This window comes from Rhodococcus sp. UYP9 (assembly GCF_040547235.1).
Classification (GTDB): domain Bacteria; phylum Actinomycetota; class Actinomycetes; order Mycobacteriales; family Mycobacteriaceae; genus Rhodococcoides.
Window position 1 is genome coordinate 149,372 of the sequence record NZ_JBEPPH010000006.1, and the last position, 25,421, is coordinate 174,792.

At 62.2% G+C, this 25,421-nt stretch carries 26 protein-coding genes; 13 read left to right on the top strand and 13 right to left on the bottom strand.

All coding sequences use genetic code 11. The features are described 5' to 3' along the window. Positions 1-135: 135 nt before the first annotated feature. Positions 136-480 carry a cupin domain-containing protein gene (locus ABIB36_RS17540; RefSeq protein ID WP_084346061.1) on the bottom strand — a complete coding sequence of 115 codons (345 nt, stop codon included), beginning with the start codon at positions 478-480 and terminating at the stop codon, positions 136-138. 323 nt (positions 481-803) lie between these two features. On the opposite strand from ABIB36_RS17540, the gene ABIB36_RS17545 reads away from it, so the two are divergent. Beyond that, positions 804-1,808, top strand: coding sequence for a zinc-binding dehydrogenase (locus tag ABIB36_RS17545; protein WP_354561421.1), 1,005 nt, complete (start codon positions 804-806; stop codon positions 1,806-1,808). 3 nt (positions 1,809-1,811) lie between these two features. Here the strand turns inward: ABIB36_RS17545 and ABIB36_RS17550 are convergent, their stop codons facing one another. Further along, positions 1,812-2,978, bottom strand: coding sequence for a winged helix DNA-binding domain-containing protein (locus ABIB36_RS17550; RefSeq protein ID WP_354561423.1), 1,167 nt, complete (start codon positions 2,976-2,978; stop codon positions 1,812-1,814). A gap of 62 nt (positions 2,979-3,040) precedes the next feature. On the opposite strand from ABIB36_RS17550, the gene ABIB36_RS17555 reads away from it, so the two are divergent. Both ABIB36_RS17555 and ABIB36_RS17560 read left to right on the top strand, forming a co-directional pair. After that, entirely contained in the window at positions 3,041-4,942 is a 1,902-nt protein-coding gene (locus ABIB36_RS17555; protein WP_084346058.1) for an alpha-amylase family protein, read from the top strand. A 67-nt stretch (positions 4,943-5,009) separates the two neighbouring features. Continuing rightward, on the top strand, positions 5,010-5,372 hold the full coding sequence (locus tag ABIB36_RS17560; RefSeq protein ID WP_354561426.1) for a VOC family protein: 363 nt from the start codon (positions 5,010-5,012) through the stop codon (positions 5,370-5,372). A gap of 7 nt (positions 5,373-5,379) precedes the next feature. Here ABIB36_RS17560 and ABIB36_RS17565 read toward each other — a convergent pair whose 3' ends face one another. Beyond that, entirely contained in the window at positions 5,380-6,234 is an 855-nt protein-coding gene (locus tag ABIB36_RS17565; protein WP_354561429.1) for a PE-PPE domain-containing protein, read from the bottom strand. Positions 6,235-6,294: 60 nt separating this feature from the next. Then, positions 6,295-7,590, bottom strand: coding sequence for a WS/DGAT domain-containing protein (locus tag ABIB36_RS17570; protein WP_354561431.1), 1,296 nt, complete (start codon positions 7,588-7,590; stop codon positions 6,295-6,297). 58 nt (positions 7,591-7,648) lie between these two features. On the opposite strand from ABIB36_RS17570, the gene ABIB36_RS17575 reads away from it, so the two are divergent. Further along, a complete protein-coding gene (locus tag ABIB36_RS17575; RefSeq protein ID WP_084346055.1) occupies positions 7,649-9,043 on the top strand; it encodes a WS/DGAT/MGAT family O-acyltransferase in 1,395 nt (464 codons plus the stop codon). After that, entirely contained in the window at positions 9,043-10,047 is a 1,005-nt protein-coding gene (locus tag ABIB36_RS17580; RefSeq protein WP_084346054.1) for an NAD-dependent epimerase/dehydratase family protein, read from the top strand. The genes ABIB36_RS17575 and ABIB36_RS17580 overlap by 1 nt, the downstream gene beginning before the upstream one ends. A 126-nt stretch (positions 10,048-10,173) precedes the next feature. Here the strand turns inward: ABIB36_RS17580 and ABIB36_RS17585 are convergent, their stop codons facing one another. After that, positions 10,174-10,971 carry a hypothetical protein gene (locus ABIB36_RS17585; protein WP_354561435.1) on the bottom strand — a complete coding sequence of 266 codons (798 nt, stop codon included), beginning with the start codon at positions 10,969-10,971 and terminating at the stop codon, positions 10,174-10,176. Between the two features lie 136 nt (positions 10,972-11,107). Beyond that, positions 11,108-11,686 carry a TerD family protein gene (locus ABIB36_RS17590; RefSeq protein WP_084346052.1) on the bottom strand — a complete coding sequence of 193 codons (579 nt, stop codon included), beginning with the start codon at positions 11,684-11,686 and terminating at the stop codon, positions 11,108-11,110. Between the two features lie 241 nt (positions 11,687-11,927). Here ABIB36_RS17590 and ABIB36_RS17595 point away from each other — a divergent pair, with 241 nt between their 5' ends. Beyond that, positions 11,928-12,650 carry a DUF1906 domain-containing protein gene (locus ABIB36_RS17595; RefSeq protein ID WP_354561437.1) on the top strand — a complete coding sequence of 241 codons (723 nt, stop codon included), beginning with the start codon at positions 11,928-11,930 and terminating at the stop codon, positions 12,648-12,650. Between the two features lie 63 nt (positions 12,651-12,713). Here the strand turns inward: ABIB36_RS17595 and ABIB36_RS17600 are convergent, their stop codons facing one another. Together ABIB36_RS17600 and ABIB36_RS17605 are read right to left on the bottom strand one after the other, a co-directional pair. Next, positions 12,714-13,919, bottom strand: a complete 1,206-nt coding sequence (locus ABIB36_RS17600; RefSeq protein WP_354561440.1) for an MFS transporter — start codon at positions 13,917-13,919, stop codon at positions 12,714-12,716. A 24-nt stretch (positions 13,920-13,943) separates the two neighbouring features. Next, positions 13,944-14,756 (bottom strand): Rv1157c family protein, encoded by an 813-nt coding sequence (locus ABIB36_RS17605; RefSeq protein WP_084346049.1) that lies wholly within the window; start codon positions 14,754-14,756, stop codon positions 13,944-13,946. A gap of 362 nt (positions 14,757-15,118) precedes the next feature. On the opposite strand from ABIB36_RS17605, the gene ABIB36_RS17610 reads away from it, so the two are divergent. Then, the gene (locus tag ABIB36_RS17610; RefSeq protein WP_256895531.1) at positions 15,119-16,345 is read left to right on the top strand and encodes a mannosyltransferase; all 1,227 of its coding nucleotides are present in this window, start codon (positions 15,119-15,121) and stop codon (positions 16,343-16,345) included. Here the strand turns inward: ABIB36_RS17610 and ABIB36_RS17615 are convergent. Next, positions 16,287-16,577 carry a 4a-hydroxytetrahydrobiopterin dehydratase gene (locus tag ABIB36_RS17615; protein WP_084346047.1) on the bottom strand — a complete coding sequence of 97 codons (291 nt, stop codon included), beginning with the start codon at positions 16,575-16,577 and terminating at the stop codon, positions 16,287-16,289. The two genes, ABIB36_RS17610 and ABIB36_RS17615, sit on opposite strands and share 59 nt — an antisense overlap. Before the next feature lie 15 nt (positions 16,578-16,592). On the opposite strand from ABIB36_RS17615, the gene ABIB36_RS17620 reads away from it, so the two are divergent. Next, positions 16,593-17,021 (top strand): (deoxy)nucleoside triphosphate pyrophosphohydrolase, encoded by a 429-nt coding sequence (locus ABIB36_RS17620; RefSeq protein WP_084346046.1) that lies wholly within the window; start codon positions 16,593-16,595, stop codon positions 17,019-17,021. Here ABIB36_RS17620 and ABIB36_RS17625 read toward each other — a convergent pair. After that, positions 17,014-17,190: a hypothetical protein gene (locus ABIB36_RS17625; protein WP_179142220.1), complete on the bottom strand. Its 177-nt coding sequence runs from the start codon at positions 17,188-17,190 to the stop codon at positions 17,014-17,016. The two genes, ABIB36_RS17620 and ABIB36_RS17625, sit on opposite strands and share 8 nt — an antisense overlap. A 188-nt stretch (positions 17,191-17,378) precedes the next feature. On the opposite strand from ABIB36_RS17625, the gene typA reads away from it, so the two are divergent. From typA to ABIB36_RS17650, 5 genes are all read left to right on the top strand, one after another. Continuing rightward, on the top strand, positions 17,379-19,316 hold the full coding sequence (gene typA, locus ABIB36_RS17630; protein WP_084346045.1) for a translational GTPase TypA: 1,938 nt from the start codon (positions 17,379-17,381) through the stop codon (positions 19,314-19,316). A gap of 92 nt (positions 19,317-19,408) precedes the next feature. Further along, complete coding sequence (locus tag ABIB36_RS17635) at positions 19,409-21,142, top strand: ABC transporter family substrate-binding protein (RefSeq protein WP_502944924.1); 1,734 nt, start codon at positions 19,409-19,411, stop codon at positions 21,140-21,142. Beyond that, entirely contained in the window at positions 21,118-22,023 is a 906-nt protein-coding gene (gene mshB / locus ABIB36_RS17640) for an N-acetyl-1-D-myo-inositol-2-amino-2-deoxy-alpha-D-glucopyranoside deacetylase (protein WP_084346044.1), read from the top strand. The genes ABIB36_RS17635 and mshB overlap by 25 nt, the downstream gene beginning before the upstream one ends. A 41-nt stretch (positions 22,024-22,064) precedes the next feature. Further along, entirely contained in the window at positions 22,065-22,223 is a 159-nt protein-coding gene (locus tag ABIB36_RS17645; RefSeq protein ID WP_176224757.1) for a hypothetical protein, read from the top strand. A 28-nt stretch (positions 22,224-22,251) separates the two neighbouring features. Further along, positions 22,252-22,704 carry a hypothetical protein gene (locus ABIB36_RS17650; RefSeq protein WP_084346043.1) on the top strand — a complete coding sequence of 151 codons (453 nt, stop codon included), beginning with the start codon at positions 22,252-22,254 and terminating at the stop codon, positions 22,702-22,704. Here the strand turns inward: ABIB36_RS17650 and ABIB36_RS17655 are convergent. The 3 genes from ABIB36_RS17655 to ABIB36_RS17665 form a co-directional block, all read right to left on the bottom strand. Further along, positions 22,631-23,368, bottom strand: a complete 738-nt coding sequence (locus ABIB36_RS17655; protein WP_084346042.1) for a uracil-DNA glycosylase — start codon at positions 23,366-23,368, stop codon at positions 22,631-22,633. The genes ABIB36_RS17650 and ABIB36_RS17655 overlap by 74 nt on opposite strands. Then, a complete protein-coding gene (locus tag ABIB36_RS17660; protein ID WP_084346357.1) occupies positions 23,356-24,786 on the bottom strand; it encodes a PH domain-containing protein in 1,431 nt (476 codons plus the stop codon). Before ABIB36_RS17660 ends, ABIB36_RS17655 begins: the two co-directional genes overlap by 13 nt. 62 nt (positions 24,787-24,848) lie before the next feature. Continuing rightward, positions 24,849-25,337, bottom strand: coding sequence for a PH domain-containing protein (locus tag ABIB36_RS17665; protein WP_354561450.1), 489 nt, complete (start codon positions 25,335-25,337; stop codon positions 24,849-24,851). Between the last annotated feature and the right edge of the window lie 84 nt (positions 25,338-25,421).

A 25,421-nucleotide genomic window follows, 5' to 3' on the forward strand; every position in this document is an offset into this window, starting at 1 on the left:
GTCCACCAAGCGCATCGGTTCACCCACGAAGACGCCGGTTTTCGTGGGTGTCACGCACAACCGCGTGCGATTGCTCGCCGCCGATCGGCCAATCGGCATTCGGAATGTGATGGTGTCCAATTGGCGAGAGGAGGCCTACTCGCGCCTGACTACATCGACCGATATCTCCACCGCCGAAACCTGTCCTCTGTTCTCCAGCCAGTGGAGCGTGTTCCGGTCTTCGGGCCAACCCATACCCGGACCGTACTCGGTGGTGATCCCGTCGCGATGGTCCGTGATCGTTCCCTGCAGCACGTAGACCGTTCCTGGCCTGCCTTTGTGGTCATGTACCGGGCCGAAAATACCTCCAGGCTCCATGGTCACCATGCGCGTGCGCAACTGCCACCCGTCCATGCCCTGGATCTCGGAGCCGAGGTCAACCGTCGACAACAACTCGACCACGACCCCCTTCGTCTCTGGCCCCAGCTGCTCTTCACTCATCGTCCTGTCCTCTCGTGCGCAGAACCCACAGAGACAACCTCAATCTGCTGACGTCGATGTGTATTCGCCAATTATCCCGCCCTTGTCTAGTCTGCAGCGGCCAAGAGGCTCGCTGGCGTCGAATGGAGACTTGATTGCTCTCGTAGCCCAATGACACGTTGTGGCGGGCTCCGTCGGCGATTCTTCGGCACTGCTTCCTCGCAGCGGTGACAATTGAAAGTAGAAGCGCGACAACTGTTTCTGCTTGGATGTGTAGGAAATGTCCACGCTGCAGCCTGAATCGACTACTCCCCGGATCCCAACTGACTCAGTACAGTCGAAATATGCTCGGTCGAGAAGTGCAGTTGACGGCGCTGCCGGACGGAAGTGTCCGCGCGGACAACTTCGGCGTAGTCGAAAAGGACGTCGGATCACCGACGAAGACGCAGGTGCTCGTAGGTATCCGACGGCTCGGTCTCAACGCGGGGCTTGCCCACCGCCTCGGAGGTGAAGGCACGGCCTACGGGCCGGGGATCGGCGTCGGTGATGTTCCGTCAAGTGATGCCGTCGTCGAGGTGCTCGAGTCGGGCGTCGACGGTTTTCAGCCCGGAGATCTCGCCGTAGGCAAGGTTCCTTGGTGTACGACTGCTGTCGTGGAAGCGGATGAGCTTCGCAGAATTGCCGACACGGAGTCGAATGAGGGTCTCGACGCTCATCTCACGGTTCTCGGGCACGTCGGCTTCACCGCATACACCGGGTTGATTCGCGTCGGTGATGTACAGCCCGAGGACGTCGTCTACGTTTCCGGCGCGGCGGGCGGAGTGGGCAGCTGCGTCGTACAGTTCGCCAAGGCCCGCGGTGCAACGGTCATCGGCGTCGTCGGCTCGGGGGACAAGGTTGCGCTCCTTACTGATGTGCTCGGTGCTGACCGGGCAATCAATAGACATGATGGTCCTGCCGTCGATCTCTTGCGCGATGCCGCACCCGACGGCATCGACCTCTACTACGACAATGTTGGTGGGGAGCAACTCGAAGCAGCACTCGAGGTACTGAATTTCGGTGGTCGAGCGGTGATCTGCGGCGCAGTCGGGGACGCCGGCGGTCCGGCAAACTACCGCAGGCTCATTTACCAGGAACTCACCATGAAGGGCTTCACGGTCACGGCGCACGAGGATCTCCGCGACCAGTTCGAACACGAGGTCGGTGGATGGTTGCGGGAGGGCAAGATTCGCAGCCTGCACACGGTATTCGATGGGATCGGTCGCATTCCCGAGGCGTTCGTGTCACTTCTGACCGGCGGCAGCTCGGGCCGGGTGATCGTGTCGGTCCCGTCGCAGCTTCGGAAGTGACCGCTACTTCTTACCCCGAAGCCGCTTCTCCAGCGGGGTCGGGAAGCTGGGGACAACCGCGGTCCCGTCGAGCAGGTCGGTGATCCTTCCTGCCTCCGCGGCAATTGCCTCGACTCCCGAACCGACCTCCTCGAACAGTTCGGTCACGACCTCACCGGCGGGCGTGACGGCCCAGCCGCCGACAATGCGGCCATCCGACCAGATCGTCGGACCGATGTTGCCGTACGAGTCGAACAGTGGAGCTTTGTGTTCGCCGAGGTACCAGTTGCGGTGCTTCCACCCCATCGGTGTGGAATCGAGCGCGGGAAGCAGCATCACCCCGGTCCCGCCCTTCTGCAAGACGGTGTCGGCCAGCATGATCCCGTCGCCGGCGTCGAGTTCCACTTCGACGGTGTCGAGGCCGGCAACTGCGGCTCGTGTCTGAGTTTTGTTCCAGCCGGTCCACCATTGAACATCGTCGAGCGTTGCTGGGCCGAACACGTCGAGCCAGCGTCGCGCAAGCTCGCGGCGGCTCTCGGCCTCGTCGAGGTGGGGAATCCCGCCGGGCCACCAGTGATCGATCGGTCCCCACCCGTGCCTGCGTGATGTCCACGCACCGCGGGGTTCGACGCGCACCATGCGTCCTTCGGCGGCCATCATCGACAACACCTGCGAAGTCACGTAACGCTTGACGTCGTACGCCTTGTCGGTGGTGGGAAGTAGAGCGGTTCTCAGTAGCGGCGCCGCAGCCGACAACTCCGCACCCGTCGCCGAGCCTGCGGCCCTCAACGCACCCTCAGCCTGCTTCTCGACGGCATCGAGCCAACCCGGCACATCCTCGATGACGGGCTCGGTCGGAAGCGTCGACACCTCTTTGATCAGTCTCGCGCGCATCGTTCGGGCCACCCCGACGCTTGCTGCCGCATGGATGATCGGGACGTCGTCGTGCGCGACTACGAACAGGGTGCGACGCATCGCCATGAGCCGCACCAGGTTTCGTCGGTCGTACATGGCGGTGCGGACATCTTCGATGGACAGCGATCGGGCGCGTGCGAGCACCGACAAGTAGACGGTGGCCGGGTCGGTGGCGTGCAAGGCCAGCAGTGAGGAGACGACGTCCTCGGCGGTCGGGGAGTCCGCGAAGTGGCGCGCGAGGAGGTGGGCTCGGCGCTGGGCGTCGGTGATCTTCACTCGGACAGTGTGCCTCTCCGATCTCGAGGGCATCGGCAACTCCGTCGTGTCATGATGCATGCATGGTTGTCCCGCCGGCCCACTCCGCAGCTACGCGCCAGATCCTGGCGGGTCTCCCGGCTCATCGACGAGAAACTTTTCAGCTGCGGTACGAAATGTGGTGGCCCGATCTGCACGACGCTGTCACCGCGATCTATCCGGAGCCGGACGCCGTAGTGTCGCGCCTGGTGGAAGCTGCAGCGAGAGGCTTCGCGCAGCGCCCTGCGGAGTTGCATCGGCTGGACGAACGCAGGCTTCTCCGGCCCGACTGGTTCCAGCGGCCGGACATGTTCGGCTACGCCTGTTATGTCGAGCGGTACGGAGAGACGTTGGCGGGTCTCGGGCAGCGACTCGATCATCTCACCGACCTGGGAGTGACGTATCTGCACCTGATGCCGCTACTGGCTACGCGGCCGGGCGACAACGACGGTGGCTATGCGGTCACCGACTACCGATCGGTCCGCCCCGACCTGGGAACCAACGAGGACCTGAGCGCACTCGCGAGAACGCTACGTGAGCGCGACATCAGCCTCGTGGTCGATCTCGTCGTCAATCATGTTGCCCGCGAGCATGAATGGGCTGAGAAGGCGCGTTCCGGCGACCAGAAGTTCCGCGACTACTTCTTGATCTACCCGGATCGGAGTACACCGGATTCGTTCGAACGGACGCTGCCCGAGGTGTTTCCCGACTTCGCGCCGGGCAGCTTCACCTTCGACGACCGCATGGGGGAGTGGGTGTGGACCACTTTCAACGAGTGGCAATGGGACCTGAACTGGGCCAATCCGAATGTGCTGCTCGAGTTTGCAGACATCGTCATGCACCTTGCGAACCTCGGCGTGGAGGTTCTTCGGTTGGACGCGATCGCGTTCCTGTGGAAGCGGCTCGGAACCAATTGTCAGAACCAGCCCGAGGTCCACGCCATCACCCAGGCCCTGCGGGCAACCGCACGGCTCGCTGCGCCGGCTGTGCTGTTCAAGGCAGAAGCGATCGTCGGACCCCGAGATCTGATGCCCTACCTGGGTCTGGGCCCGCACACCGGTCGGGTCTCCGACATCGCGTACCACAACAGTCTGATGGTGCAGGTGTGGTCGATGCTGGCGACCGGCAGTACCGCGCTCGCTCGGCACGCCCTCGCGTCGCTGCCTCCGACTCCGCCGAGCGGCACCTGGGTGACGTACGTCCGATCCCACGACGACATCGGCTGGGCCATCGACGACGGTGATGCCACCGCGCTGGGGTTGACGGGCGCAGGGCACCGGCACTTTCTCGCCGAGTGGTACAGCGGTGAATTCGATGGTTCCTGGGCCGAAGGGCTCGTATTTCAACACAACGAAAAGACCGACGACCGCCGAATCAGCGGAACCTCAGCAGCATTGACCGGACTCGGCCCGTCGAGGCTGGATCCGGACGGAGCCTTCGCCCGCATCTTTCTCTCGTACGCCGTCATCTCGGTGTGGGGTGGCATCCCCGTCGTGTGGAGCGGAGACGAACTGGGATCCGCCGGTGACGCGGAGTGGGCCTCCGAACCCGGGCACGGCGACGACAATCGCTGGATCCACCGTCCCCGCATCACCGACGAAGATCGCGCACGACGCCTGATAGCAGGCACCGACGAACAACGGGTGTTCGACGGGATCGCACGGATCGCCCGGGTGCGCGCAGGCCTCCCGATGTTGCATGCCGAGGCGCCGGTGGACCTGCCGACCGACTTCGACGACGGCCTCTTGGTGGTCCGTCGACGCCACCCCAGTGGCACCGTCCTCGCACTCTTCAACATGACCTCCGAGTATCGACCGTTTCCGTATTCGCATGTGCTCGATCTCGGCGTCGAACACCCTCGGGAAGTCCTCGCACAACACGATCTGATGGCCGATGAGTTCGGTTCGGTATGGATGCCGCCCTACGCCGCATGGTGGATCATTTGACCGCGCGTATCACCGGAACCGCCGCCCTTCGGCCAGTGGAGACATTCTTTTCATTACGCTGTCACCCATGACACGACCTGCGATCGACTTGGACTACATCGTCCTCGACTGCCCCGACACCGCAGCACTGGCCGGGTTCTACGGCAAGATGCTCGGGTGGAACATCGTCCGATCCGAGAAGGATTGGACAATTCTCCAAGGCCCGGGCAATCTTCGATTGGCGTTTCAGCAGGCCGAGGACTTCGTTCCGCTGGAATGGCCGTCGGAGGGGATCAAGACTCACTTGGACCTGGTCGTCGACGACATGGCCGCCTCCGAGGAATTCGTCGTGGGACTCGGCGCCACGAAAGTGACCGGGCCACTCGATCAGCCGAGTTTCACCGTCTTCCGCGATCCCGTCGGTCATCTCTTCTGTCTGTGCCTGCGCTGACCTAGACTTACGCTGCGTATGACACCGGGGCCATCGTTGCCTGTACCTGCAGCCACTGCGCCAAGATTTGGCAACCGGTCAGTCCGCTCGCATCGAGAGGTTCACTCGCGTAGGCGGTGTGGCGATCGCCGGACGGATTGGATATGCGCCACTTCCGCCATACCAATGTCCTGGGTAGATATCCGCTGAGCTCGGTGGCGGCGACGCGCAGGCGTCGTACATCTCTTCGCCACTGCTTGGGCGACAGGCGGGTCTTGGCTGCATTTTGAAAACCATTGCTGCGCAGCAGTATCCACAGCTGCTGTAGCCACACTTTCGGAGTGCGAAACGACATCCACCGGGTGAGGTCCGCGATGTCACGAATGTAGCTGTCGTCGCTTGCATTGCAGATCATGTCCGCGGGTTGCCCGATCCAGATCACCGCGACCGAGTCCGGAAGCGTCGGTCCGTCCCCGGCAACCCCACGTCCCGAGCAGGCGGGCACGGCGCCCGCAGGTTGTTGGGGATCGGAGATCAACCCGGCGGCGGCGACGGTGGGAAGGTGCACCTCCCCGCGTGCGAGAAGCCCCAACACCTCACGAATGACCGAACAGCCCTGGGAATAGCCGATGAGTGCAATCGGTCCCGTGGTTACCTCGATCGCCGAGATCAGACTTCGGACACCGAGCTCGGTGCTGTGCGAGAAGCTGAGGCCACCGACTGCCACCGGACCGTACGACGCGGGGTAGCCGACCCACCTTCCGTCGAATCTTTCATCCAATTCGCCGGTGACGCTGCTCAGCAGCCCGGAGACCTCGGTGCGGTCGTCGTCCGGGTGAGATTCCCCGGTGCCACCGACCGCGAGCACCGTCATCTGAGTCATGTTCACCAGCATGCGCGAGGAGTCTGAGGCCAGCACCCGCACAATGCTGAGAAGAGTCTGTCAAACAGGTCTGCCGAGGCGAGCGGCCATCTCGTCGACCGCGTCGTGCACGAGCCCTGCATAGACATCCGGGTCGTCCACCGCCGAGGCACTCGATGTGGCGCTGATGGTCACCACGTCGCCGATGCCGTGAATACCGTGGGTGAGGCTCATGACCGGTGACAGTGCCGGAAAGCCTGCGGTGAATCGGACGCGTCCGCCGCCCAAGGTCAGATCGGCGGCCCCTCGATTCACACTCGACACGACGGTATTGCCGGTGACCGTATCGGGTATCACGGCGGGGTCGAACTGACGGATTCCCCATCGGAGTAGTACTGCGGGCACCATCTCGGACGCGAGAGCCTGTGCGGCCATGGCCGGATGATCGGCACGCGCGCGACGCTCGCGGAGCGCTGCCGAAATGTGCTTCGCTCGCTCGAGCGGGTCGACGATGCCCGGATAAAGATCGATACCTGCATTACGAAAGTGGTTGCGGGCCCGCCGCGGCCCGCTCTTTCCCAAGGTGACCTCTGCGCCGAGCAGCTCCGGAACAGGGTCGCCGCAGCGTCTCAGATAATTCGTCAGCGCTATGGACACCGCCGTGATGGCGCCGACTGTGACGGTAACCCCGGGACCGCTCAGCTCGGCACGGTCCCGGACGACGGTTCGGATGCTTCTCTCGCCCGCTGGCGCAACGTTGACGCGGATCTTCTCCCTGCCGGGTGACTGTGGGGGTATCAACCCCGCAGCAGTGTCGGCTGCGAGTGTCCTTTCGAGTGCTTGGGCGCGGCGCGATTGTTTGACGAATTCGATGGGACGGAAGCGTCCGCGAGGGTTGTGCAGCGGGGTGGACGAATCACGCTCGCCGAAGAGCTGTCGTGCGAGCGCGGAGGCGACACGGCCGTCGGCGAGGGCGTGTGAAACCTGCAGCACTGCAACGAGTGCGGGCCCGGTACATCGTGGAGCACCTGAGACGGAGCCGAAAAGATGTAGAAGCCAAGGAGTTTCGAGCGGATCGACTGGGCTGGCGAACAGGTCGGCGACGGATCTCAGGCATCCTGTCCATGTTCCCTCGGGCAGAGTATGCGAGATGACCTGGTGCGGTCCGACGGTCATCGGCACGGTCCGTGGATAGCCGAAGGCGTCGGCGAAGCGGATGCCGAGTTCAGGGACGCTGCGGGCATTGGACACGAGTTGATCCACTACGTCGACGGCAGGGGTGATCGTTTCGAAGCAGTAGAGCAGAAATTGGTCGTTCGGAATTTTCGAAGACATCCAATAGGCCTGAGCGTCGGTCGGGTGCAAACGTCCGGACATCTCGACAGAATAGTCGAAATCTCAGCGAGCAACTGGAACGCGTTCTAATGTAACTCGAATGGAACGGTTGAGCGGACTGGACGCGAGCTTTCTGTATCTTGAAACTCCTGAGCAGCCACTGAATGTGTGCGGTCTCATCGAACTCGAAGCGGTGGGTGATGACGTCGACTACGACGCCGATGCCCTCAAGGTCGAGCTGTTGCGGCGACTGGAGGGCATACCGACACTCCGCAAGAAGCTCCACGACAGCGTCTTCAATCTCGACCACCCTGTTTGGGTCGAAGACGAGAACTTCGACATCGACAAGCATTTCTATCGCATGACCCTCCCCGCGCCCGCCGGCAAAGACGAAGTCGCAGCGGCATGTGCGCATTTCTCCGTGCAACCCCTGGACCGTTCGCGGCCGCTGTGGGAGATGTGGGTGCTCGAAGGAGCGAAGAACGGTAAGACTCCCATTTTCCTGAAGATGCATCACTCGACCGTCGACGGCATCTCCGCAGCGAACATTATTTCGCTACTGTGCAGCATCGATCGGGACGCGGAACCACTTCCACCATCACCGGGAGTCGGATCGGTCAACAATTTCGATCTGGCAGTGGGAAGTGCAGTTTCCTTCGCGAGCAGGCCCTTGCAAGCACTCAGTATTCTTCCCGCCACGGTACGAACCCTCACCGGGTGGATCGGGCGAGCTAGAAGCGGGCGTGCCATGCCGCCGCCGTTCGTGGCGCCGCGAACGCAGTTCAACGGCACACTGAGTCGGCACCGCAGCGTTGCCTTCGAGCAACTGAAGCTCTCCGACGTCAAGGAAATCAAGAACGCATTCGACGCCAAGGTGAACGACGTCGTGCTGGCAATGTGTGCGGGTGCGATTCGTATCTACCTCGAAAAATCCGATGGTCTGCCGGAAGAGTCGCTCATCGCCGTCGTCCCGGTGTCGGTACACGAGAAGAGCAGCAGACCGGGGACCAACCAGGTATCGGCAATGTTCGCATCGCTGGCCACCGACATCGACGACCCGGTCGAACGATTGCTCGCTATCTCTGCGAGCCATGAGGTCGGCAAGGAGCACAACAGGGAAATCGGTGCGACTCTGTTGCAGGACTGGGCCCAATTTGCCTCTCCAGCAACATTTGCCGCCGCCATGCGCGCCTACGCGGCTCTCGATCTCGCCCAGCATCACCCCGTTGTGCACAACTTGGTGATGTCGAATGTCCCCGGTCCACCGATGCCGTTGTATTTCCTCGGGGCCAAGGTGACCGGAATGTTTCCTCTAGGACCGATATTGCACGGTGCTGGTCTCAATATCACCGTCATGTCCGGTGACGGGCGCCTCGACATCGGTCTGATCGCGGACCGCGAACAAACACCGGATTTGGATCGGCTCGCCGACGCGATGGGCGAGTCGCTCGCAGAGCTTCTCGATGCAGCACAAACACGAACAAAGGAGAGCTGATGCGGGTGCTCGTCACCGGCGGTACCGGTTTCGTCGGGGCATGGACCGCGAAGGCAGCCGTCGACGCCGGACACGAAGTTCGTTTCCTGGTCAGAAATCCCGACAGATTGCAGACGAGCGCAGCCCAGATAGGTCTGGACGTCAGTGACTTCCGCCTCGGGGACATCACCGACGCCGACTCGATCTCGCGGGCTATGGATGGCTGCGACAGTGTCGTTCATGCCGCAGCCGTCGTCGCCACCGATCCATCTCGCGCCGAAGAGATGATCGCGACGAACATGCTGGGTGCCGAGAACGTGCTCGGAACTGCCGCCGCTCTCGGCTTGGACCCGATCGTGCACGTCTCGAGCTTCACGGCCCTGTTTCGTCCGGGGTTGGAAATGCTTCGCGCCGATCTTCCGGTCGTCGGTGGAACCGATGCATACGGACGCACCAAGTCCCAGGTCGACCTCTATGCACGCGGAATGCAAGACGGCGGTGCGCCGGTCGTCATCACTTACCCCGGCATGGTGCTCGGACCTCCCGCAGGTGACCAGTTCGGTGAAGCCGCAGACGGCGTCGAATCAGCCCTGAAAATGCGAATGCTGCCGGGACGCAGTGCAGCCTGGACTGTCGTCGACGTCCGTGATCTCGCGGCGGTGCATGCGGCTTTGCTCGAACCCGGGCGTGGGCCGCGCCGCTACATGGTGGGTGGGAAGCGGATACCGATCGGGTCGATTGCCGAGATGCTGCGGAAGATCACGGGTACTACAGTCCTCCCGGTCCCCGTTCCCGACGTTGCGTTGCGATTGCTGGGACGAGCATCCGACATCGTCGATTCGGTGTCACCGATCGAGACCCCCGTATCTCGTTCACCGATTTCCGAGGCCGCGATGCAGTACTACACGCAGATGCCGCCCTCCGACGATTCACCGAGCGAGAAAGATCTGGGAGTGCACTACCGCGGGTCTCTCGATACGCTCGATGCCACGGTCGCAGGCCTGCGCAGCGTCGGCCGGTTGTGACTGAGCCTCGCCTGACTTCGACTCCACCCCAGGGGTATTCGTAACAGGACTCGTGGAGAAAAAATGCGGCGCCGCAAGAGCGGCGCCGCATTTTTTCGGTTCACGATCCGATCGGGGGAAAGAGCGTCAGCCGACGTTCACCAAGCCCACGGTCGGGAAGTAGAAGCAGTTGTTGACGCCATCGGCAGTCTTGTGTTCTACATTGCCGAACACGGCTGCGAGAACGGTGCCCGAGCCGGTTTCCACCGGTGCGAGGCGCGCCCCGGCGGCCGGCAACTTGGCGATAGCAGTGGTCAACGCTCCACGTACCAACTCGGTAGTGATGGGGTCGAGCTTGGCATTGTCGAGTATCGAATCGACGAATGTCGTAGTGGCTCCGCCCATGTCGGCGAATCCGCCCTTCAAGGTGTTGACGTTGAACCACGCCACCTGCATGCCCGCCTTGTTCGCCGAGTCATCGACGATGCCTGCCGGGAGGAAGGCGAACATCGTCTCGCCCTTCTCCACAGCGTTGAGTGGGGGAAGTAGTGGTGCCTTCGCATTCGGCCAAGGCCCTCCCGCTGCTCCCGCTACTGCGGGAGAGATGCCGAAGGGTACGCCCGGAACCGAAGCGCAATTGATGGCCGCTGTCGGGTAGAAGAACGGCGTGATACCGAGTTCGGTAAGGATCTTGTTGGCAGCGTCGAGAGCCGCAAGGGGGTTGGCGTCGACGTCGTCGGCCACCGCAGTGCGGGCTCCCGAGATCGCGGTCGCTGCGGCCAGCGCAGGATCGGTAGCCGAGGCGCCCTGCTGCTGGAGCGCCGTTACTGCCTGCGATAGTGGATCCATTGGTGCCTGGTCTGCCGTCGCGGTGGCGGGCAGCGCAAGCAAAGCTGCGCAGGAGAGTGCGACTGTTCCAGCTATTCGACCGAACCGAGACGACATGTGTTGCTCCTGTGACTGATGAAACCAATGTTACGAATGTGGTGATCCGACCACACTCGCACATAAATTCTCAAGCCCAGAGGTCCTCGGTTATTCAATCGATACCCGCCGCAGACCGAAGATTTCCGCGAATCAGCTAACCGACATTGATTCCGTAGTCGCGAACAATGCCGGTCAAACCGGATGCATAACCCTGTCCGATTGCCCGGAATTTCCATTCCTGACCTCTTCGGTACAACTCCCCGAACACCATGGCGGTTTCGGTCGACGCGTCCTCGCTGAGATCGAAGCGAGCCAGCTCACGATTGTCGGCGCGATCGACAACCCTGATGAATGCATTGACGACTTGGCCGAAATTCTGGCCCAGAGAATCGGCGTCGTGGATCGAGACCGGGAACACGATCGATTCGACTTTCGGCGAGAGTGCCACGAGGTCGATGTTGATGCTCTCGTCGTCGCCCTCGCCCTCGCCGGTTCGGTTGTCGCCGGTGTGCTCGATGGCACCGTCCGGTGAACGGAGATTGTTGTAGAACACGAAGAACAGATCGTCGACCGACTTCTTGTTCGAGTCCAGACCGATCGCGCTTGCGTCCAGGTCGAAGTCGCCTCCCGTGGTGTCGCGGACATCCCACCCCAGACCGACCGATACTGCCGTGAGGTTGGGGGCCTCCTTGGTCAGCGACACATTTCCGCCCTTGGAAAGCGTTACGCCCATGAAAATCTCTCCTTCGATGGTCCTGAACCGATGACTCCACAGTAGGTTGTGCCCGCGTGGGCCGGCGAAGGTACGTGCTCGCGCGTCCGTGCAGAGAGAGACAAATGGGACTGTGGAGTCTGAAGTGACTAGCGGTACTGGAGTGAGTGTGGTGCAATACGAAAACAGAAAAATGTAGCAGCGCGCTAATTGATCAGCCGTGCGACACGCCGAATCGACCTATCTACGTGGGGGGCTTGAAGTGCACGTTTCACGACGCGAGCTGTTCAAATACGCGGCGGTGGGGTCGGTTACTGCCGTCGGATTGGCGACGTTGGGCGCCCGTACTGCCGCGCACGCCGACGGGTTGGGCACGCTTGTCGACTACTCGGGCGGGGTCCCCTCGCCGGAGGCGATCAAAGCGGCAGGTCACCAAGGGGCCGTTCGCTATGTTTCCGATCGCAGACCCGGTGCCGAATGGATGCTCGGCAAGCCGATGAAGCGCGACGAGGCCGATGCGCTGACCGACGCAGGGTTGGAAGTGGTGTCCAACTATCAGTTCGGCAAGGGCGCAACGTCCGATTGGAGAGGCGGATACGCGGCCGGGGTCAAGCATGCGAACCGGGGTCTGGAACTGCATCGAGCCGCCGGTGGACCCCAGAACCGGCCTATCTACGCTTCGATCGACGACAATCCCACCGCAGTCGAGTTCGCCACGATGATCGCGCCGTACATCCTTGGTTGGCAATCTGTCGTCGGAGCCGAGAACACCGGGATCTACGCCAATTCACCGACCATCGAATTGGCGTCCATTGCCGGGCTCGGACAGTGGTATTGGCAGCACAATTGGGGCACTCCGAAAGGCTTCCGACATCCTGCCGCGCATCTACATCAAGTGCAGATCGACAAAGGAAAGGTCGACGGCATCGCCGTCGACATCAATGTAATTCTCAAGCCCGATTACGGCCAATGGTCCCTAGCTTGATTCGCAAAAGAAAGACGATATGAATCTCATCGATGTAATTTATACGATCGCCGGATACATCTATCAGTTCCTGTCGGATTCCTTCGCTTCTTGATGCGAGTCTCGTCCATGAGATTCGCGTACCAGTAGCAGGAATGCAATGGCCGCGAGCGCGGCGACTGCGCAGGAGAAGACCACACCAGCGGTGACGAGGCCCCAGGCATTCGCGGCTGCTCCTGCTCCGATCACGGGCACCGAGATGGCGATGTACAGAACGACGAAGAATGTCGACGTCACTTCGGCGCGTCGATCCACCGGTAGCTCTGCGGTCACCGTCGCCATTCCCTTGCTGAACGTCACTCCCTGTCCGACTCCGCTCACCACAGCGCTCAGAATCAGCAGGGGCAGCGACGCCGTCAGCAGTGAGATCGCGAGTACAGCGACGCCGGCGAACAGTACGACGCACCCTGCCCGCAGCGCGAACGACGTATCCAGGGCGCGGAGCCCGATCTGAGCGGCCGCGGACGAGGCGAACAGCAGGAAGACGACAGCGCCGGTCACAGCGTGGTCGTCGATGCCGAGGACGCTGGACATGAAGCCCGGCGAGACGCCGGTGAACAGGCCCAGCACAGCGAATCCGGCGAAGCCGGCAATCGATGCTCGGAGAAACGTGCCGCGGAGAGGCGCCGGAATCGACAGTCTCTGCAGGTGTGGTCTGGCTCCGCGGGCAACTTTCACCGTCTCGGGGGAGAGGTACACCGCGACCGCCGCGAGGATCAGCAAACCGATATCGACGATGAACGTCAGCTGCATCGGGTGCGGCAGATACTGAACCAGTACACCGGCAAGTAGTGGCCCGAGACCGAGTCCGCCGATGTTCGCCGCCGTCGCGATCGCCGGTGCGTGTGCGCGCCACTTGTCCGGCACCAATTCCACCAATGTCACGGTGGCAGTTCCGACGAATATGCCCGCCGATAGTCCAGAGAGCACCCGTCCGATCAACAGAGCGGTGAGCGATCCGGCGAAAATGAACACCAGCGCACTGACGATGCCGAATGCGATTCCGGCAAGCAGCATCGGGCGACGACCCAGTGAGTCCGACCAACGACCGAACGCCAGGAGTGCAGTGAGCACTCCCAGCGCATAGGCAGCAAAAATTATGGTTACGACGAAAACGGAGAATCCGAACTCGGCCTGGTACAGCGAGTAGACCGGCGTCGGCATCGTGGTGCCGATCATCGCTACCGCGAATGCATAGGTAATCGCAACGAATGCGAGAGGTCTGCTCACGAGCAGACCCTACTCACATGATGATCAGGCTACGTAGAAGGTACCGATCGTGGGAAGGAATCCGCAGGTCCGCGCCGGTGCAGCGGGATCTTCGACGGACTTCGTCGTGATGGAACCGGATGCGACTGCGAGGACGCGTCCCGGTCCGGTATCAGCAATACCGGAGATCGTGGCAGGGCCGCCCGGGTTGATGGCCGACGCTCCGGTCAACTCCTGGGTCCCGGTGCGACGGTTGTCGAGATTGAGCCACGTCACGGTGAACGGTGACTCCTGCTGAGCTGCAAGAGGTGCTGTGCCGAGGGCGGTGAAAACGAAGCCGGCGTGACCTGCAGCAGGTCCGGGAGGCGGAAGCGTTGCGGGGCCGGGTACGGCCAGCGCGGTGCCGATGGAATCTGCCTTGTCCGAGATGCAGCCCTTACCGATGGTCGGGTAGAGGAACTGCGCGATGACCGGCCCGTCGGACGGAGGCAGTTCGGGTCCGCCGCCACCGGATCCGTCGAGGAACGTGATGACCCGTGTAAGAGTGGCTTTCACCGTCTCAGGAATGGCGGGATTGTCCAGCAGCTGACGTGCCTGGGCGAGGAGATCGCCTTGCGGGCCCGCTGCGACGTCGGTCGGACCTGCGGCGGCACCCATGATGGCGGGGGCGAAAGACGCAAGTGCTTCGATCTGCGCGTAGTCCGGTAGTGGCTGGTCCGGAGCGGGGAGGAACATAGGAGGCAGCTCGGCTGCAGGCGGTGCTGGCTCTGCAGAAGCAAAGGTCGGCAGCGCGAGCGCAGCGGCGCATGCCACCGCCGCAACAGTGACGACTTTGCGTGTTACCCCGGTACGAAGCACTTGATTTTCCCCATCCTGATCGTAAAACGGGCCATGAAGCGGTTGTTGGCTCGAGGGGTCACTCTATGTATCCGACCCTTGCTTGTACAGCCGGTACTCTCGGGCGTTGTCCGACTTTGTACGGGCGCGACTCGGCATTGACCGTCCACGGACATTAGCGTGTTACAGAAGTGAATAGTGTGATTGGTGATGCAAATGTTATTTGTGAACATCCATGATGATCGTCCACAAATTCTGTGAACCGCGTGCGCGAAGCCTGATCGGGTTCCCTATAAGAAGCCCGATCGGGCTCCCTATAAGCTCGGCTGTCGATCTCGAACCGAGACGACCGAACAGCACCGAGCGGGAGCGAGAGACAACAGGTGAACCGACTGGTTCGATACGCCCCCTTCCTGCTTGCGCTGTCGGTCCTGGCCCGTCTCGCCTGGGCCTTCGCCACGCCCAATGGGATGAACCTCGTCGACCTGCACGTCTACGTGGACGGTTCGGCAGCATTGCTGAAAGACGATCTCTACAACTTCACCTACTCGGTGAAGACTCCCGACTTTCCGCTTCCGTTCACCTATCCGCCGTTCGCAGCGTTGGTCTTCTTTCCACTGCACTATCTGCCGTTCACCGTCGTCGGAATCGCCTGGCAGTTGGCGACGATGGCAGCGATGTTCCTGCTCATCAAGCTCAGCCTCGGACTGATGCTCGGTGACGACGTGGCAGGCACTTCACGCTGGACCCGCATTGCCATGGCATGGACAGCGCTGGCCCTGTGGACCGAACCCGTGCGCACCACTCTCGACTACGGACAGGTCAACGTCTTCCTCGCCCTGGGCGCGGTCGTGGCGATCCGCAGTACGCGTTGGTGGGTGGCAGGTGGACTCATCGGTTTCGTCGCAGGAATCAAGCTCACGCCGGCGATAACCGGGCTCTACTTCCTGGCCACGAAGCGTTGGAAGGCAGCGATCTTCTCGGCCGTCGCCTTCGCTGCCACCGTCGCGCTCAGTTATCTGGTTCTCGGCCATCAAGCAGGGACCTACTTCACCACTCTGCTCGGTGACGCCGATCGAATCGGGCCGGTCGGCTCGGTGTGGAACCAGTCGCTGCGCGGAGCAATGAGCAGGATCGCCGGACACGACATCGAATCCGGGCCGTTGTGGATGGGCGGCGTCCTCGTAGTCTCCGCTCTCGCAGTTGCTGCATGGCGCTCGCTACGGCGCGACGATCGACTCGGCATCCTCCTCGTCGTTCAACTGTTGGGACTGCTCATCTCACCCATCTCGTGGTCACACCACTGGGTATGGGTGATGCCGCTGCTCGTGTGGCTCGTACACGGGCCGGACCGCGATGCATTGTTCACCCGGATCGTGGCCGGATACTGGCTGGTCACCAGCGTCATCGGCATCCCTTGGATCCTCAGCTTCTTCCAGGAATCGATCTGGCTCGTATCCCGCCCAGGGATACTCGCCTGGCTCGGAACCGTCGACGTACTCGGAGCACTCCTCGTGTACATCCTGGCTATCTATCTGAGACGACGACGGGTCAATCTCGAATCAGCAGATTCTCGATCTCGCGAGCCAGATCCACGTCCTTCGAGGTGAGCCCGCCCTCGGAGTGCGTGGACAGCGTGAAGGTCAACTTTCGCCATCGGATATCGATGTCAGGATGGTGCCCCGCAGCCTCGGCAGCAGTCGCCACCCGTGACACGAACTGGATCGCCGCCGGAAACGTCGGCAATTCGACCGTTCGGGTGATCGAGGATCCATCGAGACTCCACTCCGGCAGACTGCTCATTGCGTCGTCGATCTCGGCGTTGGACAGTAGTTCACTCATGGAAACGATCCTGGCATGACCGACGCCGAAAAATCAGCTGGTTCCGCCCCTGACATCACCACTTCTGCCGTCGTGGTGGCTGGTGCCATCGTCGCCGACGGGCTACTCCTACTCGCTCAGCGAGCACGTCCACCGGAGCTCGCGGGCCTGTGGGAGCTGCCGGGAGGAAAGGTCGAATCCGGCGAAAGCGACGTTCAGGCGTTGATGCGTGAACTACACGAGGAACTCGGCGTCGACACCGCTGTCGGTGCGCAGCTGGCCGGCGATGTCCCCATCGGAGCCGGGCGAATTCTGCGCGCCTATCGCGTCGAGCTGGTCGCGGGATCGCCTGCCCCACTTGATCATTCAGATCTGCGGTGGGTCGACGCCGCCGGCCTGCGCGAGATGGATCTGGTCGATGCGGACCGCGAATGGGTAACCGAACTTGCACTGATGCTCAGGTAGAGCGGGCCTTCTTCAGGCCCTTTTTCAGGTCCTTACCGGAGACGCCCTGATCTTCGAGTTTCTTCATCCTCATGATCACCACGGGGCACTTGATGCAGCGCGTCTTCTTGCGGCAACATTTTTTCTTGGGCTTGAGACCCGACACCTTCTTGGCCTTGATCTTGCCCATGTGAACGTCTCCGAAAATCTCGCATTTCAAGGTGAACTTGTGGAAAAGGGTACTGCGTGTCGCAGGTCACCCTGGGGTAGCGGGTAAACTTGTTCAGTCGCGAGATTCTCGCGGTGCAGCGCGCTTCTCTAGCGTCATAAGCCCGCTAGCGAACAAGAGCCCGCATTCAACCCAGGAGAACCTTTCGCGTGAGCGCCCCAAGCAGTGCAGATAACATCGACAGCACCACCACTTTTCGCAACGTAGCCATCGTTGCACACGTCGACCATGGCAAGACCACCCTGGTCGACGCCATGCTCCGGCAGTCGGGAGCGTTCGAGGAACGCGCCGAAGCGATCGATCGCGTGATGGACTCGGGTGACCTCGAGAGGGAAAAGGGCATCACGATTCTGGCCAAGAACACGGCCGTTCACCGACGTAACCCCGACGGCACCATGACCGTCATCAACGTCATCGACACCCCCGGGCACGCCGACTTCGGTGGCGAGGTCGAACGCGGCCTGTCCATGGTCGACGGCGTCGTCCTTCTCGTCGATGCATCCGAGGGTCCGCTACCGCAGACCCGCTTCGTGCTGCGCAAGGCGCTCGCTGCGTCGCTGCCCGTCATCTTGGTCGTGAACAAGACCGATCGACCCGACGCACGAATCGAAGAGGTCGTCTCCGAGAGTCACGACCTGCTTCTCGATCTCGCTTCCGACCTCGACGACGAAGCCTCCGAGGCTGCTGAGCTCGCCCTCGACCTTCCTGTCCTCTACGCCTCCGGCCGTGAGGGCAAGGCATCGAAGGTTCAGCCCGAGAACGGCAACGCTCCTGATGCGGAGAACCTCGACGAACTGTTCGAGGTCCTGCTCAGCTACGTTCCTGCTCCCAAGGGAAGCGTCGACGCACCTCTGCAGGCACACGTCACCAACCTCGATGCTTCCGCTTTCTTGGGTCGCCTCGCTCTGGTTCGCATCCACAACGGCCAGCTCAGCAAGGGCCAGACCGTGAGCTGGATGCGTGAGATCGACGGCGAGCCCGTCGTCCAGAAGACGAAGATCACCGAGCTGCTCAACACCATCGGTGTGGAGCGCGTACCGGGTGAGAAGGGTGTTGCAGGTGACATCGTCGCCGTTGCAGGCTTCCCGGACATCATGATCGGTGACACCCTCGCCGACCTCGAGAACCCTGTCGCCTTGCCGCGGATCACGGTCGACCAGCCGGCGATCTCGGTCACCATCGGCACCAACACGAGCCCGCTCGTCGGCCGCGTAAGCGGTCACAAGCTGACCTCGCGCATGGTCAAGAGCCGTCTCGATCAGGAACTCGTCGGTAACGTCTCGCTGAAGGTTCTCGACATCGGCCGTCCCGATGCCTGGGAGGTCCAGGGCCGTGGTGAGTTGGCCCTCGCCATCCTCGTCGAGCAGATGCGTCGTGAAGGCTTCGAGCTGACCGTCGGCAAGCCCCAGGTGGTCACCCGCCTGGTCGACGGCAAGGTTCACGAGCCGTTCGAAGAACTGACCGTCGACTCCCCGGAGGAATACCTCGGCGGTGTCACTCAGCTGCTCGCCGCACGCAAGGGCAAGATGGTGCAGATGACGAACCACGGCGCAGGCTGGGTTCGTATGGAGTTCATCGTTCCCTCGCGTGGCCTCATCGGTTTCCGCACCGACTTCCTCACCGACACGCGTGGCACCGGTATCGCCAACGCTGTTTTCCACGGTTACGGACCATGGGCAGGGGAGATTCGCGCACGCCACACCGGTTCGCTCGTCTCCGACCGCGCCGGCAGCGTCACTCCGTTCGCCATGATCCAGTTGGCAGACCGAGGCACGTTCTTCGTCGAGCCGGGTGTCGATACCTACGAGGGCATGGTCGTGGGCATCAACCCGCGTCAGGAAGACCTCGATATCAACGTCACGCGTGAGAAGAAGCTGACCAACATGCGTCAGTCTTCGGCCGACGTCATGGAGACTCTGGCCAAGCCGAAGAAGATGGACCTGGAAATGGCCATGGAGTTCTGTGCAGTCGACGAGTGCGTCGAAGTGACCCCCGAGGTCGTTCGCGTCCGTAAGGTGCACCTCGATTCCAACGAGCGCGCTCGTGAGCGTTCGCGCAGCAAGTCGCGTGACAAGGCTGCTCTGTAAAGAGCGGTAGCTTTCGTACATCGCGCTGGACGCCCGTGTATGCGCAGTCGGTTCGACAGGAGACTGCGCATACACGGGCTACGACGAAGGAGATGCATTTGCGGCGAGCGCGCCCCCTGGGCATCGGAACCATCGCATTGGTTCTGCCCACTCTGGTTCTCTCAGCATGCACCGCCAACCCGCCGCCTCCGGTCGAGAGCGAACCGACACCCGTCATCACGACGACGGAGGTTCCCGTCGAGACCGGAGATCCCGTTGTCGTCGCGATCGATGATGTCGGCATCGGATTCAATCCTCATCTTTTGTCGGACCAGTCGCCTGCCAACTCCGCGGTGAGCGCGCTCGTCCTACCGAGTCCGTTTCGGCCGGCCACCGATCCGTCGAACCCCGCGGTGACCGTGTGGCTCCAGGACCCTTCGCTGTTGTTGTCGGCGGAGGTGACGTCGCAGAATCCATTCACGGTCACCTATCAGCTCCGCAACGAAGCCCAATGGTCCGACAGTGCGCCGATCGCCGCCGAGGACTTCCGGTACCTCTGGCAACAGATGATCTCGCAACCCGGAGTCATCGACCCGGCTGGCTACGGCCTCATCGACAACGTTGCCTCCTCCGGTGGCGGCAAGAGCGTCGCCGTGACATTCGCCGAGCCGTATCAGAACTGGCGACGGCTCTTCTCCGATTTGCTCCCGAGTCATCTACTCAAAGATTCCCCCGGTGGCTTCGAAACCGGCCTCGTCGACAATGTGCCGGTCTCCGGCGGTCAGTTCAGTGTCAAGTCGATCGACGAAGGACGCGACGAAATCCTTCTCGAACGCAACGATCGATTCTGGGACGAACCGGCGAAGCCTGACCGAATTCTGCTTCGTCGAGGTGGTACTTCTGCCCAGTTGGCCGACTCGCTTCGGTCGAAAGACGCTCAGGTAGCCCAGGTTCGGGCAAGTACCGCTACTAGGGCGCAGCTGGCGGCGATACCAGGGGTTCGCACCGACGTCAGATTTCAGCCACGCGTTCTCGATCTGACCCTCAACGGCCGAACCGCGATGCTGTCGGATCCAAACGTGCGAGCGGGGATCTTCGGCCTTCTCGATCCGGCACTGCTGTCGACGGTTGCCGCAGGGACGGGTTCGGCCGATCACCCAGCGCGCGCGCAACTGTCGAGCCCATCGGACCCCGGTTATGCCCCAACTGCTCCCGCCCCGATCGATCGCCAGAGTGCGCTCGCACTACTCGCCGGAGCCGGCTTCGTGCCAGGTCTGGATGGGGCGCTCGAAAAGGACGGAGTGCCAGTCGAATTCGTCATCGGAGCAGTAGAGGATGATTCCACCTCGCTCGCCGTCGCGAACACTGTTGCCGACCAACTGTCAGGCGTGGGCATCGATGCGTCGGTGACCCCGCTGCCACCCGAAGAGTTGTACAGCACGGCACTCGTAGGCGGCGGGGTCGACGCCTTGGTCGGATGGACAAGTGTAGGAAACGATCCCGCGACGGTGATGGCGTCGAGATTCGGGTGCGCACCGGCTCCGGCCCCTACTCAGCCGGGTGTCACCGACGAGGCCAAGGCGCGTCCGCCGAGCAACCTCTCCGGTTTATGTGTACCGGAGTTGCAGAATTCGGTGAATCTGGCTCTGCGCGGCGAACTTCCGGCGGACCAGTTGGTCGCGGAAGCGGAGCCGAAATTGTGGGCGTTGTCCGCAGTTCTTCCGATCATGCAGGATTCGTCCGTTGTCGCCGTCGGCACCGGTGTCGAAGGTGTGTCGTTGGCAGGACCGATCGAGGTAGGCATCTTCGGTGACGCTGCGCAGTGGATGAGGACCAAGACCAAGTGAGACTTCTTCTCGTTCATGCGCATCCGGATGACGAAACCATCACCACCGGTGGAACTATCGCCCACTACGCTCGAGCAGGTTTCGAGGTTACGGTCCTCACGTGCTCACTCGGCGAAGAAGGCGAAGTCATCGGTGACCGGTGGGCAGGCCTCGTCGCAGACCGAGCCGATCAGCTCGGTGGATACCGAATTCACGAATTGCACAGGGCGCTGGCAGTTCTCGGTGCCCAGAGTCCGACATTCCTGGGCGGCGCCGGACGGTGGCGAGACTCCGGCATGGCGGGTACCCCGGCGGCTCTGAATCCGCGGGCGTTCGTCAACGCCGATCGTGACGAGGCTCTGTCGGCACTACTCTCGGTCATCCGCACGGTTCGGCCTCATGTCGTCGTCGCCTACGACCCGGAGGGTGGGTACGGACATCCCGACCATCAACAAGTGCATTCGTTGGTGACGGAGGCTGTCGATATCGCAGACAGTGACCGCTACCCGGAAGTGGGTGCACCGTGGGGACCGCAGAAGCTCTACTGGACTGTCACCGGCGAGAAACAGCTGGCGCGTGGATTGGATTCGATCGCGGACATTCCCGACGGCTGGCGAATGCCCGAGCCCGGTGAACTGCCCAGTGTGCCCGAGGCGACCATCACCACCTCGCTCGACGTCAGCGGCGTTCTCGGCAGCAAACGCGCGGCCCTCGAGGCACACGCCACCCAGGTGACCGTCGCGCCTTCGGGCACCGAGTACGCCTTGTCGAACAACATCGCGCAACCGATCCTGGTCGAGGAACAATTCGTTCTCGTTCGAGGCGATCGGGGAGAGCTCGACGCGTCGGGTAGAGAAAGCGACCTGTTCGCAGGCGTAGTGGAATATGATCTGGATCACTAGATCTTCTTCAGTGCGGTCGGCCGAGCAGGGGAATACACAAAATGTACAACTGGGTCGTGCAGGACGCCATCGTTGCGTTCGTCAATTCGTTGATACCTGATTTCCCCCGTCAGGAGATGTTGTATCAGTCCGGTCTCACCGATCTCGCGTCCGCGCTGAGCAACCTGCTGACCGCTTTGGGATACCCGCCGGTCTCCTGACCGCGGGGAGTACGCCAGTATTGGCAACATGATCTCGAAGGCCGCATCCAATGCTGTCGTCCTCGTATCGAGGACAACGCTCGCAGTACTGATTTTCGACGGCTTTCTCTGCGGCGTACTGTCCGTATTCTTCCTCCCGGCCTACCTCGGGCCGGTGCCCTTTCCAGTCAGCGCACTGCTGGCGGGAATCGCCAACGTCATGCTTCTCTACGCCGCGCGCAAAGTGGCAGAACGACCCCTCGCCATCGCGTCGCCGCTGATCGCTTGGGGTGTCGCAGTGCTGATCTGCATGTTCGGCGGCCCCGGCGGCGATGTGCTGTTGCTTTCCGATTGGCGGACGGCATTGTTGCTGGTGGCAGGTATTGCACCGTCCGGAGTTCTGCTGTTCACCTGGAGGCTGACGGCGCTCACATCAGGCCCGCATGGGAGCCGGCCGCCTGCAGCACATCCTCGATCATCTTCGGAGTCAACCGCCCGGTGAACGTGTTCTGCTGACTGACGTGATAGCTGCCGAACAACCGGATCGACCCCAGATCGACCTCGACGCCATGGCCGAATTTCGGGCGTGGACGGGGAATGTCCCAACCGTTCGCTGCCAGCACAGGTAGTAGGGCCTGCCAACCGAATCCGCCGAGCACGATCACCGATTTCAGTGTCGGCTTCAGCAAGCTCAATTCGATGTCGAGCCACGTGCGACAACGATCACGCTCGGTGACGGTCGGCTTGTTGTCCGGTGGAGCGCAATGAACCGGCGCAGTGATTCTGACCCCGCGCAGCGTCAGGCCGTCACCGATGTGAGTGGCCGTCGGCTGATTGGCAAGCCCAACGGCATGCAGTGCCGCGTAGAGAAAGTCACCGCTGCGGTCCCCGGTGAACATGCGCCCGGTGCGATTACCCCCGTGTGCGGCGGGTGCGAGGCCGACGATCAGAACCGACGCATCCGCGGGGCCGAACCCTGGAACCGCTTTGCCCCAGTAGGTTTCGTCCCGAAACGCGGCTCGTTTCTCGGTCGCTACTTTCTCCCGCCAGGCGACCAGCCTGGGGCAAGCTCGGCAGGCGCTGACGGCCAGGTCGAGTTCGGCGATGGTGGCAGGAGTGGAGCCTGCGGAATGACAGGGGGGAGCAGGAGTGTTCAGCGGGCCCATTTGTCACCGGCTCCGGGGGTGACGGCTTCGATGAGGGTCCATGCCTGGTCTGCGGGAATGTCGAGAACTTCGTAGTGTCCGACGCCTGCTGGTGTGGCCGCGACGATTGTCGCGACACCGGCGCGCCGTTGGAAGAATGTTTGTTCGACCGTCCATCCGATGATCCCGGCGGCCTCGAGCGAGTGCCGGGTGCGGTCGAGAGAACCGTGGCGGGTGATCAACCAGCCCGGCAACACTGCGTGGCCGAGGCCTCGATATCGATCCTGTGCGACGAATACCGCTCCGAGCAGCACCAGCACCATGACAATCCACACGGTTGTCGGGATCGGAGCACCGAGGGCTTCGGCGATCGCGAGCCCGGCAGCGACAACGAGTACGGGGACCACTGCTCGGGTGTATCTGCGACGTTTGGCTGCCGGTCCGTGCGGCGTCAGCGGTTTCTGCGCGTTCTCGTGCAGCCCGGCGTCACCGAGCACCACCGTCATCATGCGGAGCGCTTCGCGTGCGGGTGCTTGCGGTAACAGCAGTGACGATTCCTTCTTCTCCGCGCTGACACCCGTCATGATCGCGTCGAGCTTCGCGCCTTTGGCGATCCGCAGCAGCAGAGGTTCGGACAGTGAGGTGCCACGAAGGCGTTTTCGGTCGAGCGTCGTCGAACGAGTCTTGAGGAGTCCGTGGTTGACGTGCAGGCGCGCGCCGTCATCGGTGACGGTCAGATTGCCGTACGCGATCAGGTAGCGCGCGCATGCGAAGAGACTGGCGACGATCAGCAGTATCAGCAGTCCTAGGCCGATCACCAGGGCGATACCGAAACGCTCCGCGGAGTCGATACTGCTGGAGACGAGGGAAGAATTTGCGACCCGCTCACCGAATCCGTATTGGAAGAGCACCCCGACCGCCGCCGCGATGGCCACGACACCGGTGAACGAGAACGGTGCATACCGGACCCACTCGGACTTCCAGTGCGCAATCTCGGTTGCCGCGGGAGGCTCCTTCCTGAGTGCATCGGGCCCCCGCTCGGCTCGGTGCAACAGCTGATCGCGCAACGCGGGGACCACCCTCGAATCGAGGGCGTTCAATTCGAATTTCTCACCCTTACCCGCCTGCTGCCCGGTGCCGATCCGCAAGATCGACAGACCGAGAAGCCGATGCATGACGCCCGCTTCGACGTCGACCGAGCGAATTCGGCTGCGCGGCACGGACAGCAGCTTCTTCTGAAACACCCCGGTGCGCAGTTGCACATGCACCGGGCCGATCCGATAACTGGTGGTGAACCAGCGCAGTAACGCGAACAGCACCACCAGGGTCACAATGATCAAACCCCACAGGTGGTTACCACTCCGACTGCCGATCACGAAAGACACGAACAATACCGGCAGGACCTTGACCGCCTCGTTGACCGGATGAACCAACAGCATCCGCTTGTCCAGACGCAGCCACGGTTGCTGCTCCTCGGCGACCAGAAGTTCGGTGTCGGTGCTCACGTCGCGTCGCCCAACGTTCTACCCGCGATCTCGGTGAGCTGAGCGACGGTACGATCAGCCACCTCCTTGTCCAAAGCCGTGATCTTGACCGCGCCCGCCGAGGACGCAGTGGTGACAGTGACCGTGGACAAACCCAGCATGCGGTCGATCGGCCCACGCTCGGTATCGACCGTCTGCACCCGCGAGATCGGTGCAATGCGTCGTTCCTGATCGAACCAGCCGGTCAGCGTGTACACCGCCGTGTCACTGATCTCCCAACGATGCACGCGATACCGCCACACCGGGACGACGACGATATGAACGGCAGCGAACACGACCGACACGACGAAGACCGCCGCATGAGGCCACGTCGTCCACTTACCTTCGATCACGGCCCACACGAGCTGGGCGATGAACAGCGGAACCCACATCAACGACGCATTGATGGCCCACAATTGCCGCGCACGCGGACTCGGACGCCACGCAGGATCGGTCATTGTGATCATGCCCCAATCTAATCTGGTCGTTCCGCAGGCTCCACTCCTGCCCTAATCTGGTCGTTCCGCAGGCTCCACTCCTGCCTGGTCTGG